This window comes from Amycolatopsis sp. cmx-8-4, assembly GCF_046548675.1.
Lineage (GTDB): Bacteria > Actinomycetota > Actinomycetes > Mycobacteriales > Pseudonocardiaceae > Amycolatopsis.
Genome location: NZ_JAEBDZ010000001.1, coordinates 144,480 through 158,334 on the forward strand (window position 1 = coordinate 144,480; position 13,855 = coordinate 158,334).

Genomic DNA, 13,855 nt, shown 5'->3' on the forward strand with positions numbered 1-13,855 from the left:
TCACCCTAAACCGGTGCTCAGCTGGCCAGCAGCATGACGCTGACCGCAGCCGCCACGGCGGCGACCAGCAACCAGGTCGCCAGGCCGGGCAGCACGGTGAGCATCAGCACACCGAGCACGACCAGCAGGGTGAGGGTGACCACTCCGCCGAGCGCGACCTGCCCCGAACTCCGCGTCCGGTCGCGCACCTTCGCCATCACGACCAGCACGAGCGGCAGCCCGGCCGCGGCCAGCAGCGCCGTCGCGATCACCCGCCACGTTTCCACGCGCCCACGCTAGCGGGCCCCGGCCGGACGTGAGGTGCCCCACAACGAGTGATCGTTCACTCGGACGGGGTCCCCCGGACCTCGGCGCTTTTCCGGCGGCGGACCCCGGCGCTCTTGCCCGCTTGGCTACGCTCCCGAGCTATGAGCGCCACCAAGTGGGAGTACTCGACGGTCCCCCTGCTGATCCACGCGACGAAGCAGATCCTCGACCAGTGGGGCGAGGACGGCTGGGAGCTGGTCACCGTCCTGCCGAACCCGACGGGCGAGCAGCACGTCGCGTACCTCAAGCGTCCGAAGGGCTGATCCGCGGTGAGCTGGAGCGAACGGCTGAAGGAACTCGGCGTCGAGCTGCCCGGTGTGGCCGCACCGCTGGCCGCCTACGTGCCCGCCGTGCGGAGCGGTCAGCACGTCTACACGTCCGGCCAGCTGCCCTTCGTCGACGGCGTGCTCGCCGCGACCGGCAAGGTCGGCGCGGAGATCAGCCCCGAGGAGGCCAAGGGCCACGCCCGCACCTCGGCGCTCAACGCCCTCGCGGCGGTGCACGCTCTGGTCGGCATTGACAACGTCACGCGGATCGTCAAGGTTGTCGGCTTCGTGGCTTCCGCGGAGGGCTTCACCGGCCAGCCCGCGGTCGTCAACGGCGCGTCCGAGCTTCTCGGCGAGGTCTTCGGTGACGCGGGTGTCCACGCCCGCTCGGCCGTCGGCGTCGCGGAGCTGCCGATCGGCTCGCCGGTGGAGGTCGAACTGATCGTGGAGGTGCAGTGATGGACCCGGACATCGAGCAGTCCACCCACGAGCTGCTGCTCCGGCTGGCCGGACGGCTGCCCGACCAGCTGCTGTGGCGCTTCCGGGACTGGCTCGGCGAGGGCGCGATGGGCACTCTCGCCCGGACCCTGCCGAGGTCTTTGCTTAAGCACAGGATTGACCTCGACCAGACGGAGTACCGCCTGCTCGTGGCCGGGCTCATCCCGCACGGCGCCGACTGGCACCAGGTGAGTTCGACCCTGGGGGTAGACGACGTCACCGAGAACAGGTACACATTCACGTCGAGTGCGCCCGAATGGGTTAACTCGGTCGACTCCGTGTCCGTGTTGATCCACGCAACGTTGCGGGGACGGCCGGACGTGGGGGAAGTGCGGCAGAGCTGGCGGCACGTCGGTGTCGTCGGGCAAGGAACGGCCAAACGCGTCCTGCTGATCACCGCGCTGTCGGGGCTGCCGAGGTTGACCGGCGAACTGCAGCGGGTGCTGCGGGTCCTGGGCGACGAAGAGCCCAGCGTCGAGGTCATCCCGCCGCGCTTCGACCTGCCGGGCTACCACCGGGCCGCGCTGGCTGATTCCGAGCTGGTCTGCGTGGGCGCGGTGGCGGGCAACCGGCTCGTAGCCGCTTAACGCTCGCACCGCCAGCGAGCCGGGAGGGAGCAAGGCAATGGTGGAGGTCCACGACGGCCCGCCCATGGACGGGTTCTCGGTGCCCCTGCGCCTGCACAACCTGTTGCTGGCCTTGGCGGGCCGGATCGACGACAGCGCGCTCACCGAAGCGCGGGAGCTGATCGCCCGCGCGCACATCGACGAGGCCGTCGAACTGACCACCGGCACGCTCATCGCGGGCCGGATCCCGGTCAGCTCCGCCGAACAGCGCGAGCTGGCGCTGGTCCTCGAGATGAGCCGGTCGGACGCGACGCTGGCGAACGACCTGCTGGTCGACGAGGCCGAGCCGGTCAGCACGCACCGGTTCACCGGCGAGAACGCTCCGGAGTTCGGCATCGCCGAGGCGCTCGACCGGACGCTGCAGGTGCTGCCGGACGTCCGGTCGGTGCACGCGGTGTGGCGCAACACCCCGGCCGGGAGCGTGCCGGGCGCGCTGCCGCAGCGCGTGGTGCTTGTCGAGCTGGGGCCGGAGGGCAACCCGCCCGCCGTCGCCTTCCGCGTCGACACGGCGCTGCGCCGGGCCGGCATCCACTCGGTCGTCGAGGTGAGCGGCCCGGGCGTCGCGCACTCCGAGTACCACCAGGCCGCTTCGGCGGCCGCGTCGCCGGCCTGGGTGACCGGGAGTGCGACGTCCAACACGTCCTCCTACCGGCCCAAGCCGGTCGCGAAGCCGCCGGCTCCCGCCGTCTCGGCGGAAACGGTCGCGGAGTCGGGCAGCCGGCACAGCATGCGGGCGAACGCCCCGACGACCACGGCGCCGGAGCCGGTCGCTCCGGTGGTGCCGATCGTGTCGCCGCCGCCCCCGGTCCCCGAGCCGCCCCGCAAGGTGCGGTCGGAACGGGCCGAGACGCGGGCGGAGCGCACGGCCGACCTGACGCCGGCGGAGGTCGCGCAGCTGCGGCAGGCGCTGGCCGAAGACCCGGAGAAGGGCCGCGAGATCGCCGCGGGCAAGCCGTCGATGCACGAGGTCGTCGAGCTGCCCGCGCTGGACCTGGACGACCCGAGCCTGAGCGAGCGCGACCGGGCGCTGCTGCGCGAGCTGCACGCCGAGCTGGCCGAGCGCGAGCGGGCCGAGGCGGCGAAGATGCGGCTCAACGGCGCGTCCCGCTCCGGTGGCGACCAGCGCGGCTGGACCGCCCCGTAGTTTCACGGCACAAAGCGGCACTTTCACGTGAAAGTGCCGCTTTTGCTGTGTCCGGGACGCCACAACTGCGCGACGGAACGTCGGGTATCGGAGGTATGTTTCCCGGGTGGAGCAGCCCAAGGAGTTCGTCTTCGACATCCCCGTCGGCGCCGGGATCGCCACCCGCGCCAACGCCGATGGACCACCCGCCGTCCCCAAGGACGCGGCCACGGTGATCCTCGTCCGCGACGGGACCGAGGGCGTCGAGACCTTCCTGCAGCACCGGGTCGAGGGCATGCCCTTCGCCGGCGGCATGACGGTCTTCCCCGGCGGCGGCGTCGACAAGCGCGACGCCGACGCGTCCGTGACGTGGGCCGGCCCGGCGCCGTCGTGGTGGGCGGCCCGCTTCGGCTGTGACGACGCGCTCGCGCGGGCATTGACCTGCGCGGCGGTGCGCGAGACGTTCGAGGAGTCCGGCGTGCTGCTCGCGGGCAGCGCGGACGAGGTCCTCGTCGACGTCACGCCGTACGCGTCGGCCCGCCACGCCCTGGAGACCCGCGAGGTGTCGCTGGCCGGGTTCCTCGCCGACGCCGGGCTGACGCTGCGCGCGGACCTGCTGCGCCCGTGGGCGCACTGGATCACCCCCGAGCAGGAGCCGCGCCGGTACGACACCCGCTTCTACGTCGCGAAGCTGCCCGAGGGCCAGCAGGCGGACGGCGCGACGTCCGAGGCGTCGAGCTCCGGCTGGCAGCGCCCGGAGGACGCGATCGCCGACGCCCGCGAAGGCCGCCGGATGCTGATGCCGCCGACCTGGCTGACGCTGAGCGAGCTGGCCGAGTTCGCGACGGCTGACGACGTGCTGAACGCGCAGCGTGAGATCGTCCGGATCGCGCCGACGCTGGTCCGCGAGAACGACCAGGTCCGCGTCGTGCTGGAGCGGCGATGAGCGCCCCGGCCTACGGCGTCCTGCGGCGGGTGTCGGAGACGGCGTCGGTGCTGCTGGAGAACAACCCCTCGTCGATGACGCTCGAAGGCACGAACAGCTGGGTGCTGCGGGCGACGCCGGAGCGGTCGGCGGTCGTCGTCGACCCCGGCTACCGCGACCTGGACCACCTCGAACTGCTGGCCGGCGTCGGCGAGGTCGAGCTGATCCTGCTGACGCACTTCCACCCGGACCACGCCGAAGGCGCGCCGTGGTTCGCCGAGCGCACCGGCGCGCCGGTGCGCGCGTTCGACCCTTCGCTCTGTCTCAATGCGACGTCCATTGAGGATGGTGAGCTGATTTCCGCCGCGGGCCTGGAGATCCGGGTGCTGCACACGCCCGGGCACACCCCCGACTCGGTGTCGCTGGTGCTCGAGGGCCAGGTGCTGACCGGCGACACCGTGCTCGGCCGCGGCACCACCGTGCTGCACGACCTCGGTGACTACCTGCGGTCGCTGCGCAAGCTGATCGAGCTGCCGGCGGGCACGCTCGGGCTGCCCGGGCACGGTCCGGAGCTCCTCGATCTGCCCGCGACCGCGCGCGAGTACCTTGCCCATCGGGAACAGCGGCTCGACCAGGTGCGTTCGGCCTTGCAGGTGCTCGGGGCGGACGCCACACCGCGCCAGGTGGTCGAAGTCGTCTACGCCGACGTCGACCGGGCACTGTGGGCGCCCGCCGAATGGAGCGTGCAGGCGCAGCTGGACTACTTGCGGTCGGAAGGACAGGGATGAGCAACGTCGAGGTGGAGTTCTACTGGCGGCCCGGGTGCGGGTTCTGTGCCGCGCTCGACCGGCCGATCTCCAAGAGCGGCTTCAACGTCCGGAAGATCAACATCTGGGAGGACCCGGACGGCGCGGCGCGCGTGCGCGAGGTGGCGAACGGGAACGAAACCGTCCCGACGGTGATCGTCGGCTCGGTCGCGATGGTCAACCCGTCGTTCGCCGAGGTCGAAGCCGCCGTCAAGGCCGCTCAGGCGGCCTGAGCACGGCCCACTCGAGGCTGGGCCGCTTTCCGTGCAGGAAGGCGGCCCAGACCTTGCGCAGCCCGGCTTCCTCTTCGAGCCCCTTCGGCGCGCCTTCGAGCATCGGCGCGGCCCAGACGTCGTGGGTGCCGAACAGGAACGGCAGGTCGACGCAGTGGCACGCGCCGAACCGGTTGCCGGGCGCCTGCCAGTCGAAGCGGAAAGTGACGGCGTCGAGCTTCCCGGCGAGCCGCGGGATGTCACCGGCGAAGAACGTGTTGGTCGCCTTGTCGACGACGTCTTGCGGGGCGTCGGGGACGAACGCGCGCAGCTCGTCCCGCGTCCAGCTGATGAGCGCTTCGCCTTGGGGCGCCGCCTCGATGAGGTCTTCCGCGACGAGATCGCCGTCGGCGACGAGCTGGAACGGTGGTTCGAGCGAGCCGGGCTTCGTGGTCTTCGCGGCGACCTTGAGCTGCGCTTCGAGCAGTTGGTCCACTGTGGCCGTACGGACGTCTGCTTCTTGTTGTAGCAGCAAGGCGTTCTGGCTCGCGTCGTCCCAAGTGGATGGTCGCATGCCGAGTGGCGCGCTCTGCAGGGCGATCCGCTTGACGAGGTTCTTCGTTCGCGGTGACGACCACAGTGCGAGCGTCGACTGCGCGCCGGCCGACTGACCGCCGAGGGTGACCTCGGCCGGGTTTCCGCCGAACGCGGCGATGTTGTCGCGAACCCATTCGAGGGCCGCGAGCTGGTCGGCGACCCCGAGGTTGGGCGGAACGCCGTCCATGGCCAGGAAACCGAGGGCGCCGAGCCGGTAGTTGAGCGTCACGACGACGGCATCCGCCTCGCGGGCCAGGCGCGTGCCGGTGTACCAGACCTGGCCGCCCGAGCCGCTGGAGAACCCGCCGCCGTGGATCCACACGAGCACCGGCCTGCGGCCGGTGGTCGACGGCGTGAAGACGTTGAGCGACAAGCAGTCTTCGCTCTGGGGGAGCGGCATCGACCCGAGGGCGTGTTCGAGCCGCGACGGCGGCTGCGGCGCCGCGGGCCCGGGTTCGAGGGCGTCGCGGACGCCGGTCCACGGCTTCGGCGGCGTCGGAAGTTCGAAGCGTTTCGCTTCCGCGTAAGGGATCCCTCGGAACGTGCCGGCCGCTCCGCGAACCCGGCCGCTGGTGGTGTCGACGATCATCGTGCCTCCTCTTCGAAGTACACCGCGGCGCCGTACGCGTCCTCGGCGCGGACGAAGAAACCGCGGTCGCGAGTGGTGGTCGGGACGTGCCGCTCGACCAGTTTCCGTGCCTTGTCCAGATCGTCCACCGCGACGCCGTGCGCCGCGAAGCAGGGCAGCCGCGGCGCGGTCTCACCGGGCAGGACGGCGTCGAGGTCGCTCGCGCCGACGATGTCGACGAGCTGCTCGCCGCCGGTGATGACGTCGTAGCGGCGGCGGTAGTTCTCGACTTCGTCGTCGGCCACGACCAGCAGGATCCCGGCGACGCGGCGGGCACCGTTCGGGTGATCGAGGTAGCGCGGCTGGTGGACGTACTCCGGGGTGAGGTGCTCGGCGGTGTGCAGGATGCCTTCGGGCGTCTTGTCGCGGCTGATGTGGACACTGCGGAAGCGCGCGGTGCGCGTGCCTTCCGGCAGTTCGACGTCGCGCTGCAGCGAGAGCACCCCGGACGTCGAGAGCCCGGCTTCGCGCAGCCGGCGTTCGGCGGCTTCGGAGTCGTCGCAGCCGAAGGAGACGCCGTGCAGGCCGTCGCCGCGCTCGTCCAGGATGGGCAGCACGCGCCACGGGTCACCGGCGGCCGCGTCGACGATGCCGATCAGTTCGAGGAAGGAGCCGCCGAAGTAGGCGCAGCGGTTCGCCGTGCAGCTCGGCAGCAGTTCGCCGCCCTCGCTGCGGGACGCGAAGTGCCGCGACGGCGGGCTGAGCGTGAAGCCGAGTTCTTCGTAGCGGCGCCAGGTTCGTTCGTAGCCGCGGGTCAGGAAGACGGTGTGGTCGATGTTCATGTCCCCCAGCGTGGATTCTCCTGGGCAGGTCTTCCATCCGTGGCGGGATTGTGCGCGAAATCCGACGTTCTCTAGGCTGATTTGATGAATTCCGACCTGCTCGACGACCTGGACCGCCGGCTCGCGCACGCGCTCCAGCTCGACGGGCGCGCGTCGTTCAGCACGATCGCCGAGGTGCTCGGTGTCTCGGACCAGACGATCGCGCGCCGCTACCGCAAGCTGCGCTCGTCCGGAGTGCTGCGCGTGGTCGGCGTCCCGGAGGCGGCACCGCTGGGCCAGGTCCACTGGCTGGTGCGCTTGAGGTGCGTCCCGGACGCGGCGGCCCCGATCGCGACCGCCCTGGCCCGGCGTGCGGACACGCAGTGGGTGAGCCTGATGTCCGGCGGGACGGAGATCGTGTGCTTCATCCGCGCCCCGCAACGCGAGGAAGCGGACGGCCTGCTGCTGGGTCGGCTGCCGCGAACGCCGCGCGTGGTTTCGATGACGGCGTACCGGCTGCTACGCCGCTTCGCGGGCGGCCCGGCGGGCTGGCCGGGCCGATCGAGCGCGCTGCCGGAGTCATCCGTGGCGTCGCTGCGCCGTCCTCCTGCCGAGGTCGGCTACCGCCCGGAGCCGGAGGACCCGGCCTTGCTGGAGGCCTTGGCCCACGACGGCCGCGCCGACATGTCGACACTGTCCGCGGCCGCGGGCCGCTCGGAGTCGACAACCCGCCGACGCCTGGAGCACCTGCGAGACGCGGGAGCGCTGTACTTCGACGTCGAGATAGACGCGGCCCGCCTCGGCTACCCGTTGACGGCAACGCTCTGGCTCACCGTCGCCCCCTCGGCCCTGTCATCGACGGGCCGCGCACTTGCACAGCATCCACCGGTCGCCTTCGCGGCGGCCACAACGGGCCCGTCGAACCTGGTGGCGAACGTTGGCTGCCGCGACGACGCGGCCCTGTACGAGTACTTGGCCGACGACCTCGGCGGACTGGCCGGAGTCCAGCAGGTGGAGACGGCCCCGATGATCCGCACCCTGAAACGCTTCGGCACCCTGGATCCGTGAGTCAGCGGGGCAGCATCGGCATCAGGTAGTACGTCAGCTCCACCTCCCCAGCGTCCACAGCCCGGAGGATGCACGCTCGCATACCCGGCTGGATCGACAGCTCCACCCGCTCCCCGGCGAACGCGCTCAACGCGTCCAGCAGGTACCGAGCCTGGAACGAGGGCGACGTCCGGCCACCGCTCACGTCCGCCTTCAGCGTCTCCTCCGCCTCGCCGGCGTCCAGGCGCGCGCTCGCCAGGCGGACCTGCGCGTCGCCGACCTCCAGCGTCAGCACCCGGCGGTCCTCCGCGTACACCCCGACCCGGCGGACCGCCGCCGCCAGGGCGTCCGACTCCAGCGTCACCCTGGTGTCGACCGCGCCCGAGGGGATTGCCTCCTCCGACAGGAAACCCGCGTCCAGGACCGCTGTACCCACCAAGCCGCCCGCCCAGCTCAGGCCGAACCGGCCCGGGCCGGTGTGGAGCCCGACCACGCCCCGCGCTTGCCGCGCCGCCTCCGTCAGCAGGGCCGCGGGCACCAAGACGTCCAGCGCGCCCGATGACCGCAGCGGCAGCCGGGCCACCGCCATCCGGTAGCGGTCCGACGCCGTCAACGTCAGCCGGCCGTCGGCGGCCTGGACGCGGACGCCGGTGAACAACGGCAGCGGGTCGTCCTTGGCCGCCGTGCCGGCGACGATCCGCAACGCCGAGGCGAACGCCGGTCCGTCCACTTCGGACACTTGGGGTGCGGCAAAAGCGGGCGACGCGGCAGCGGAAGCGAGCAACGGCAACGCGAACCGGGCCTGATCCAGGCGCAACGCCAGCCGGCTGCCTTCGACGACCAGGCGCACCGGCGCCGCGCCCAGCATCTTCAGCGTCTCGGCCAGCGGGGCCGCGGGCACGGCCACCTCGCCGTCGGTGTGGGTGGTCGCCGGGCAGTCGAACCGGACGGCGAGATCCGGGTCGCTGCCCGCGACCGTCAGCCCGGACGCGTCCGCCCGCAGCCTCAGCGCGGCACGCGCGGGCAGCAGGCGGGACGCGGCGGAGACGGCCGCCGAGAGGCGGTGAGCAGGCGCGGTGACGTCCATCCCCGCAAGCTAGCGGCCACCACCGACAAAAACGACGCCGTCGCGGAGGGCGTCGAACAGCCGCTCCAGCCGGACACGGTGGTCGTCCACCACGACGTCCGGCGATTCTCCCGCGACGAGCCGGGAAGCGGTCTCGGTCAGCACCGCGGCGTACCCGGCGATGAAGAAGGCGGCGAGCAGCGTCCCGTCGCCGCCGAGTTCCTCAGCAAGGACGCCCTGGAGCTCGGCGGCGATCTCCCGGGCGCGCGCGATCAGGGCGGGCGAGCCCGCGACGGTCCGGAAGAACGGGATCGACCGGTCGTTGACGCCGGAAAGCGGGTGACGGTCGTCGAAGAGCCGGAACGCCGCGTCGCGCAGGGACGTCAGCACGTCGACGTCCGGGGCGCGGTCGCGCACCGCCGCGCGCAGGACCTCGGCGGCGTCGTCCGCGCGGTCCAGGAAGAGGTCCTCCTTGCGCGGGAAGTGGTTGAAGACCGTCACGCTCGAGACGCCGGCCTCCTTCGCGACCTCGGCGACCGTGACCGTGTCGTACCCGCGCTCGAGGAACAGCCGAGCCGCGACCTCCGCGATCTTCGCGCGCGTCTGCGGCCCGCCGCGTTCACTCGTCCTGGGCATCCGGACCTCACTCTCTTGTGTAACTAAACTTAGTCGCTTAATCTAGTGGCATGCACACCGAACTGACAGCCCGCTCGCCACGATCGCTGCGGGAAGCCTGGGTGGCCCTGGCGGGGCTGTCCGCGGTCTTCCTCTTCGAGATGCTGGACAACTCGATCCTGAACGTCGCGCTGCCGACGATCGGCCGCGAACTGCACGCGTCGACGACGTCCCTGCAGTGGGTGACCGGCGCGTACTCGGTCGTCTTCGGCGGGCTGATGCTGGCGTTCGGCGCGCTCGCCGACCGGTTCGGCCGGCGGCGGATCATGCTCATCGGGCTGGTCCTGCTCGGCCTCGCGAGCCTGGCGACCGCCTTCGTCGGCACCGCGGAACAGCTGATCGCCGTCCGGGTGCTGATGGGGATCGCGGCCGCGATGACGACGCCGGGCTCGATGGCGCTGGCCTTCCGGCTGTTCGAGGCGGACGACCTGCGCGTCCGGGCGACCACGCTCATCTCGACCGTGGGCCTGGTCGGCCTCGCGATCGGCCCGACCGCGGGTGGTCTGGTGCTCGCGATCGCGCCGTGGCAGGTCCTGCTCCTGGTGAACGTGCCGATCGCCGCGCTCGCGATCGTCGGCGTGCGGGCCGGCATCGTCGCGGACGACCCCGCTGACCTCCACCGCGACCCATTGGACGTCCTCGGAGCGGTGCTGGGCACGGCGACGATCGTACTCGCGCTCGTCGCGCCCACCCTGTTCGTGAACGAAGGCACCGGATCGTGGGCGCCGTGGACGGTCACCGCCGCGGCCGTCGCGGGGGCGATCTCGTTCGTCCTCCGTGAGCGCTCGACCCGGTATCCGCTGCTCGACCTGAAGCTCGTCGCCAGGCCGCTGGTCTCCAGCGGCCTGGCGTTCAAGTCCGCGGCCGGGCTGGCGACCGCCGGCCTCGGGTACCTGGTGACGCTGCAGCTGCAGCTCGACTGGGGGTGGCCGCCCGCGCTCGCGGCGCTCGGGCTGCTGCCGCAGGTGGTCGTCCTCGTCGCGGGCGGCGCGTTCGTCAGCCCGTTCGTGCGGAAGGTCGGTCTCGAGCGGGCCGCGTGGCTCAGTGCCGCGGCGGTCGTGCTCGGGCTCGCGTTCTACGCGCTGCTCGGCCGGCTCGGCTACGTCTGGGTCGCGCTGGCGCTGGCGCTCGTGGCCGCCGGGCTGCGCGTGGTCGGCGTCGTCGCCGGCGTCAACGTCCTCCGCGGCCTGCCCGAGAACCGCACGACGATCGGCGCGGCGCTCATCGACACCGCGTCCGAAGTCACGACGGGCGCCGGCATCGCCGCGGTGGGCACCATCCTCGCGGCGCTGTTCACCGGCAGCATCGCCACGTCGAACTGGAGCGCCCAGCAGACCTCGCAGTTCGAGACGGCGGTCATGATCGCGGCCCTGGTGCTCACCGCGGCGGCCGCGGCGCTGGTCGGCTGGGGCTTCGTCAGGTCGCGCCGCGCCACGGCTTAGCGGCCGACGCTCACCAGCGTGGTCGGCTCGACCGCCGCCGAACGCACCGGGTGGACCGTGCCGCGCAGCAACCAGACGACTCCGGCCAGCACCAGCCCGGCGACGCTCGCCACCAGGAACGCCGTGCTCGGGCCCGCGTGCTCGACGACGTAACCGCTCACCGACTGGCCCATGGCCAGCCCCAGCGTCACCGCCGTCAGGACCCAGCCGAACGCCTCCGCGGCCGTGCCCTCGGGTGCGACCACCTCGATCGCCGCCGAGTGGGCCGTCGACTGCGGGGTGATCAGGGCCCCGGCGACCAGCATCGCCAGCGCCAGGCCCCACAGCGACGACGGCCACGCGAGCAGTGCCACCAGCGCGCCGAATCCGCCCAGCAGCACCGGCAGCCGCACGCCCAGCCGGCGCGGCCACGGTGACAGGCTGTACACGACGCCGAACGCGACCGAGCTCAGCGACCACGCCGACAGCAGCAGGCCACCGACCGAGGCGTGCCCGGCTTCGGTGGCCGACGCCGGCACGGCGACCTCGACGAAGCCGATCACGATGCCGAAGCCGAGCGCGGCCACGGCGAGCGTCCGCATGCCGGGGCTCGACAGCGCGCCCAGCAGCGAGCCGCGCGAAGCGGCGGCCGGGCCCCACGCGCGGACGGCCGGGCTCAGCGCGAACAGCACCGCGCCGGTGAACTGCAGGGCGACGCCCAGCACCAGGCCGGTGCCCGCCCACGGCGCCATGACCAGCAGCCCGGCCACGCCCGGGCCCAGGATGAAGAAGACCTCCATGCTGATCGCCTCGTACGAGAACGCCGCGTTGCGCGCCCCGCCCGGCGGCAGGAGACGCGTCCACAGCGCGCGTGACGCCGACCCGACCATCGGCTCCGACAGCCCGGTGGCCGCGCCCAGCGCGACCAGCACGGCGGTCGGCGCGTGCGACTCGATCGCCGTGACGAGCGCGCTCATCGACAGCATCAGGAGGACCGCGACGGTGAGCAGCGGCCGCGTCGGCCCGAACCGGTCGATCAGCCGGCCCTGGATCACCGCGCCCACCGAGACACCGGCGAGTGAACCGGCCGAAACGAGCCCGGCGGCGGCGAAGGAACCGGTTTCGCGCTGGACGTAGAGCAGGGCCGAGATGCCGATCATGGCGATCGGCAGGCGGGCGAGCACGGACGCGACGGCGGGCCGCCGGGCCGCGCGGGTCGTCAGCGCGGTGCGGTAGTCGGCGAGGGACGTCCGGCTTTCGTGGTTCGAGGCAGACTGGGACACGCGTACAAGTATGCCGCAGAGTGGTACGTCAGTACCAGTTATTTGACGGTCAGGTGGGTCACCGGCAGACTGGTGGTGGATCTTGGTGTCGGAGCCGGAAGTCTCGATCAGGTAACACTCACGACATTCTGTGTGGTCTCCTGCAACGAAACGGCGCCGACCGCGTCCTTGAGAGTGAATGGCCTTGAATTAGTGGGTATGGGCCGTGATGGTTGGACAACAGCAACAGATAACCCAGCTCCCTCCGGCATATGGGTCGGGGCCTGGCCCGGAGGGCGGGGAGCGCGGATCGTCGGGGGATGGTCCGCGCGACAAACGAAGAGCCGGTGCGCCACGTCGGGGGTGGCGCCCGGCTCTTTGTTTTGGGTCAGCACAGTGTTTTGCGCTGAACACTGCGAAGAAGGCCTCCCGACCCGCGGGTCAGGAGGCCTTCTTCAGCTGTGGAACAGGATCAACGGGCGCGGCGGGCCAGGCGCTCCGGGTCCAGGATCAGGACGCTCTTGCCTTCCAGCCGCAGCCAGCCGCGGTGCGCGAAGTCGGCCAGGGCCTTGTTCACGGTCTCGCGGGACGCGCCGACGTACTGGGCGATCTCTTCCTGCGTCAGGTCGTGCGTGACCCGCAGCAGGCCCGCCTCCTGGCTGCCGAACCGCTGCGCGAGCTGCAGCAGCGCGCGCGCCACGCGGCCCGGGACGTCGGTGAAGATCAGTTCCGCGACCATGTTGTTCGTCCGGCGCAGGCGGCGCGCGACGACGCGCAGCAGCTGTTCCGCTATCTCCGGACGGGTCGAGATCCACTGCCGCAGCGCCGGGCGGTCCATCGTGACCGCGCGGACCTCGGTGACCGTGGTCGCGCTCGACGTCCGGGGGCCGGGGTCGAAGATCGACAGCTCGCCGAACATGTCGGACGGGCCGAAGATGCCCAGCAGGTTCTCGCGGCCGTCCGGGGACTTGCGGCCGATCTTCACCTTGCCGGACTGGATGATGTACAGCTTGTCGCCGGGTTCACCCTCGTTGAAGATGACATGGCCGCGGGGGAACTCCACGGATTCCAAGGTCTGGGCCAGCGCCTCCGCCGCTGCCGGCTCCACACCCTGGAAAATGCCCGCACGGGCCAGGGTTTCGTCCACCTCGGGTGCCTCCTCGTCGAGAAACGATCACGCTCGGCGTCGGTCGCAGAGCGTGACGCCAGTCACTTGCGCGTCAGTCTAGGGCGTACAGCCGAGATCGCTCGCCGGGCGCGCGGCCCGGCAAACGATCTCGTCCGAACGTGGAGCCTAACTCCGCACGCGACGCGCGCGTTGCCTGGCTGCCCGTCCGCCCAGCCTACGCAGCCGGAATAGCTCCAGCGCGCGGCTGATGCCGTGCCCGTAGAGCGCCCGGACCTCGTTGGGCTGCGCCTGCTCGAGGAACTCTTCGACCTCGTTCTCCTGCACCGTGACGTGCTTCAACCGGCTCTCCACCCGCTCCATGAACAGGGCGAAGAACATGATCACCAGGGGGACCAGGATGACGAACCAGACGGTCATGGCCGGACTCCTGAACACAGCCGGAAACACTCAGTGAAAAGCATCTACTCCAGATCCTCGCTCATGGCGGCCGGAAACTGCGCCGAGGTG

At 71.6% G+C, this 13,855-nt stretch carries 17 protein-coding genes; 9 read left to right on the top strand and 8 right to left on the bottom strand.

What is annotated here, in order from left to right; translation table 11 throughout:
- Window positions 1–17 precede the first annotated feature (17 nt).
- A complete protein-coding gene (locus ACLJQZ_RS00745) occupies window positions 18–266 on the bottom strand; it encodes a hypothetical protein (RefSeq protein ID WP_247058881.1) in 249 nt (82 codons plus the stop codon).
- 141 nt (window positions 267–407) lie between these two features.
- Between ACLJQZ_RS00745 and ACLJQZ_RS00750 the strand changes: the two genes are divergently transcribed.
- The 7 genes from ACLJQZ_RS00750 (at window position 408) to ACLJQZ_RS00780 (ending at window position 4,783) form a co-directional block, all read left to right on the top strand.
- Window positions 408–569: a DUF4177 domain-containing protein gene (locus ACLJQZ_RS00750; protein WP_020642049.1), complete on the top strand. Its 162-nt coding sequence runs from the start codon at window positions 408–410 to the stop codon at window positions 567–569.
- Between the two features lie 6 nt (window positions 570–575).
- The gene (locus tag ACLJQZ_RS00755; protein WP_410617989.1) at window positions 576–1,031 is read left to right on the top strand and encodes a RidA family protein; all 456 of its coding nucleotides are present in this window, start codon (window positions 576–578) and stop codon (window positions 1,029–1,031) included.
- Window positions 1,031–1,657 (top strand): hypothetical protein, encoded by a 627-nt coding sequence (locus ACLJQZ_RS00760; protein ID WP_247058879.1) that lies wholly within the window; start codon window positions 1,031–1,033, stop codon window positions 1,655–1,657. The genes ACLJQZ_RS00755 and ACLJQZ_RS00760 overlap by 1 nt, the downstream gene beginning before the upstream one ends.
- Window positions 1,658–1,694: 37 nt before the next feature.
- A complete protein-coding gene (locus ACLJQZ_RS00765) occupies window positions 1,695–2,840 on the top strand; it encodes a hypothetical protein (RefSeq protein WP_410617991.1) in 1,146 nt (381 codons plus the stop codon).
- A 106-nt stretch (window positions 2,841–2,946) separates the two neighbouring features.
- Complete coding sequence (locus tag ACLJQZ_RS00770; protein WP_410617993.1) at window positions 2,947–3,765, top strand: NUDIX hydrolase; 819 nt, start codon at window positions 2,947–2,949, stop codon at window positions 3,763–3,765.
- Window positions 3,762–4,532 carry an MBL fold metallo-hydrolase gene (locus ACLJQZ_RS00775; RefSeq protein WP_410617995.1) on the top strand — a complete coding sequence of 257 codons (771 nt, stop codon included), beginning with the start codon at window positions 3,762–3,764 and terminating at the stop codon, window positions 4,530–4,532. Before ACLJQZ_RS00770 ends, ACLJQZ_RS00775 begins: the two co-directional genes overlap by 4 nt.
- Window positions 4,529–4,783 carry a glutaredoxin domain-containing protein gene (locus ACLJQZ_RS00780; protein ID WP_247058875.1) on the top strand — a complete coding sequence of 85 codons (255 nt, stop codon included), beginning with the start codon at window positions 4,529–4,531 and terminating at the stop codon, window positions 4,781–4,783. The genes ACLJQZ_RS00775 and ACLJQZ_RS00780 overlap by 4 nt, the downstream gene beginning before the upstream one ends.
- Here the strand turns inward: ACLJQZ_RS00780 and ACLJQZ_RS00785 are convergent.
- Both ACLJQZ_RS00785 and ACLJQZ_RS00790 read right to left on the bottom strand, forming a co-directional pair.
- Entirely contained in the window at window positions 4,761–5,948 is a 1,188-nt protein-coding gene (locus ACLJQZ_RS00785) for a carboxylesterase family protein (RefSeq protein WP_410617996.1), read from the bottom strand. The two genes, ACLJQZ_RS00780 and ACLJQZ_RS00785, sit on opposite strands and share 23 nt — an antisense overlap.
- Entirely contained in the window at window positions 5,945–6,769 is an 825-nt protein-coding gene (locus tag ACLJQZ_RS00790) for a VOC family protein (protein ID WP_410617998.1), read from the bottom strand. The genes ACLJQZ_RS00785 and ACLJQZ_RS00790 overlap by 4 nt, the downstream gene beginning before the upstream one ends.
- 84 nt (window positions 6,770–6,853) lie before the next feature.
- Between ACLJQZ_RS00790 and ACLJQZ_RS00795 the strand changes: the two genes are divergently transcribed.
- On the top strand, window positions 6,854–7,816 hold the full coding sequence (locus tag ACLJQZ_RS00795) for an Lrp/AsnC family transcriptional regulator (RefSeq protein WP_410617999.1): 963 nt from the start codon (window positions 6,854–6,856) through the stop codon (window positions 7,814–7,816).
- Between the two features lies 1 nt (window position 7,817).
- On the opposite strand, the gene ACLJQZ_RS00800 is transcribed toward ACLJQZ_RS00795, so the two are convergent.
- Together ACLJQZ_RS00800 and ACLJQZ_RS00805 are read right to left on the bottom strand one after the other, a co-directional pair.
- Complete coding sequence (locus ACLJQZ_RS00800; RefSeq protein ID WP_410618001.1) at window positions 7,818–8,882, bottom strand: DNA polymerase III subunit beta; 1,065 nt, start codon at window positions 8,880–8,882, stop codon at window positions 7,818–7,820.
- 9 nt (window positions 8,883–8,891) lie between these two features.
- Window positions 8,892–9,497, bottom strand: a complete 606-nt coding sequence (locus tag ACLJQZ_RS00805) for a TetR/AcrR family transcriptional regulator (protein ID WP_410618003.1) — start codon at window positions 9,495–9,497, stop codon at window positions 8,892–8,894.
- A gap of 50 nt (window positions 9,498–9,547) precedes the next feature.
- Here ACLJQZ_RS00805 and ACLJQZ_RS00810 point away from each other — a divergent pair, with 50 nt between their 5' ends.
- Window positions 9,548–10,978, top strand: a complete 1,431-nt coding sequence (locus ACLJQZ_RS00810) for an MFS transporter (protein ID WP_410618005.1) — start codon at window positions 9,548–9,550, stop codon at window positions 10,976–10,978.
- Here ACLJQZ_RS00810 and ACLJQZ_RS00815 read toward each other — a convergent pair.
- The 3 genes from ACLJQZ_RS00815 to ACLJQZ_RS00825 form a co-directional block, all read right to left on the bottom strand.
- Window positions 10,975–12,240, bottom strand: coding sequence for an MFS transporter (locus tag ACLJQZ_RS00815; RefSeq protein ID WP_410618007.1), 1,266 nt, complete (start codon window positions 12,238–12,240; stop codon window positions 10,975–10,977). The two genes, ACLJQZ_RS00810 and ACLJQZ_RS00815, sit on opposite strands and share 4 nt — an antisense overlap.
- 451 nt (window positions 12,241–12,691) lie before the next feature.
- Window positions 12,692–13,366 (bottom strand): Crp/Fnr family transcriptional regulator, encoded by a 675-nt coding sequence (locus tag ACLJQZ_RS00820; protein WP_003081747.1) that lies wholly within the window; start codon window positions 13,364–13,366, stop codon window positions 12,692–12,694.
- A gap of 147 nt (window positions 13,367–13,513) precedes the next feature.
- A complete protein-coding gene (locus ACLJQZ_RS00825; RefSeq protein WP_410618009.1) occupies window positions 13,514–13,765 on the bottom strand; it encodes a hypothetical protein in 252 nt (83 codons plus the stop codon).
- Window positions 13,766–13,855 lie beyond the last annotated feature (90 nt).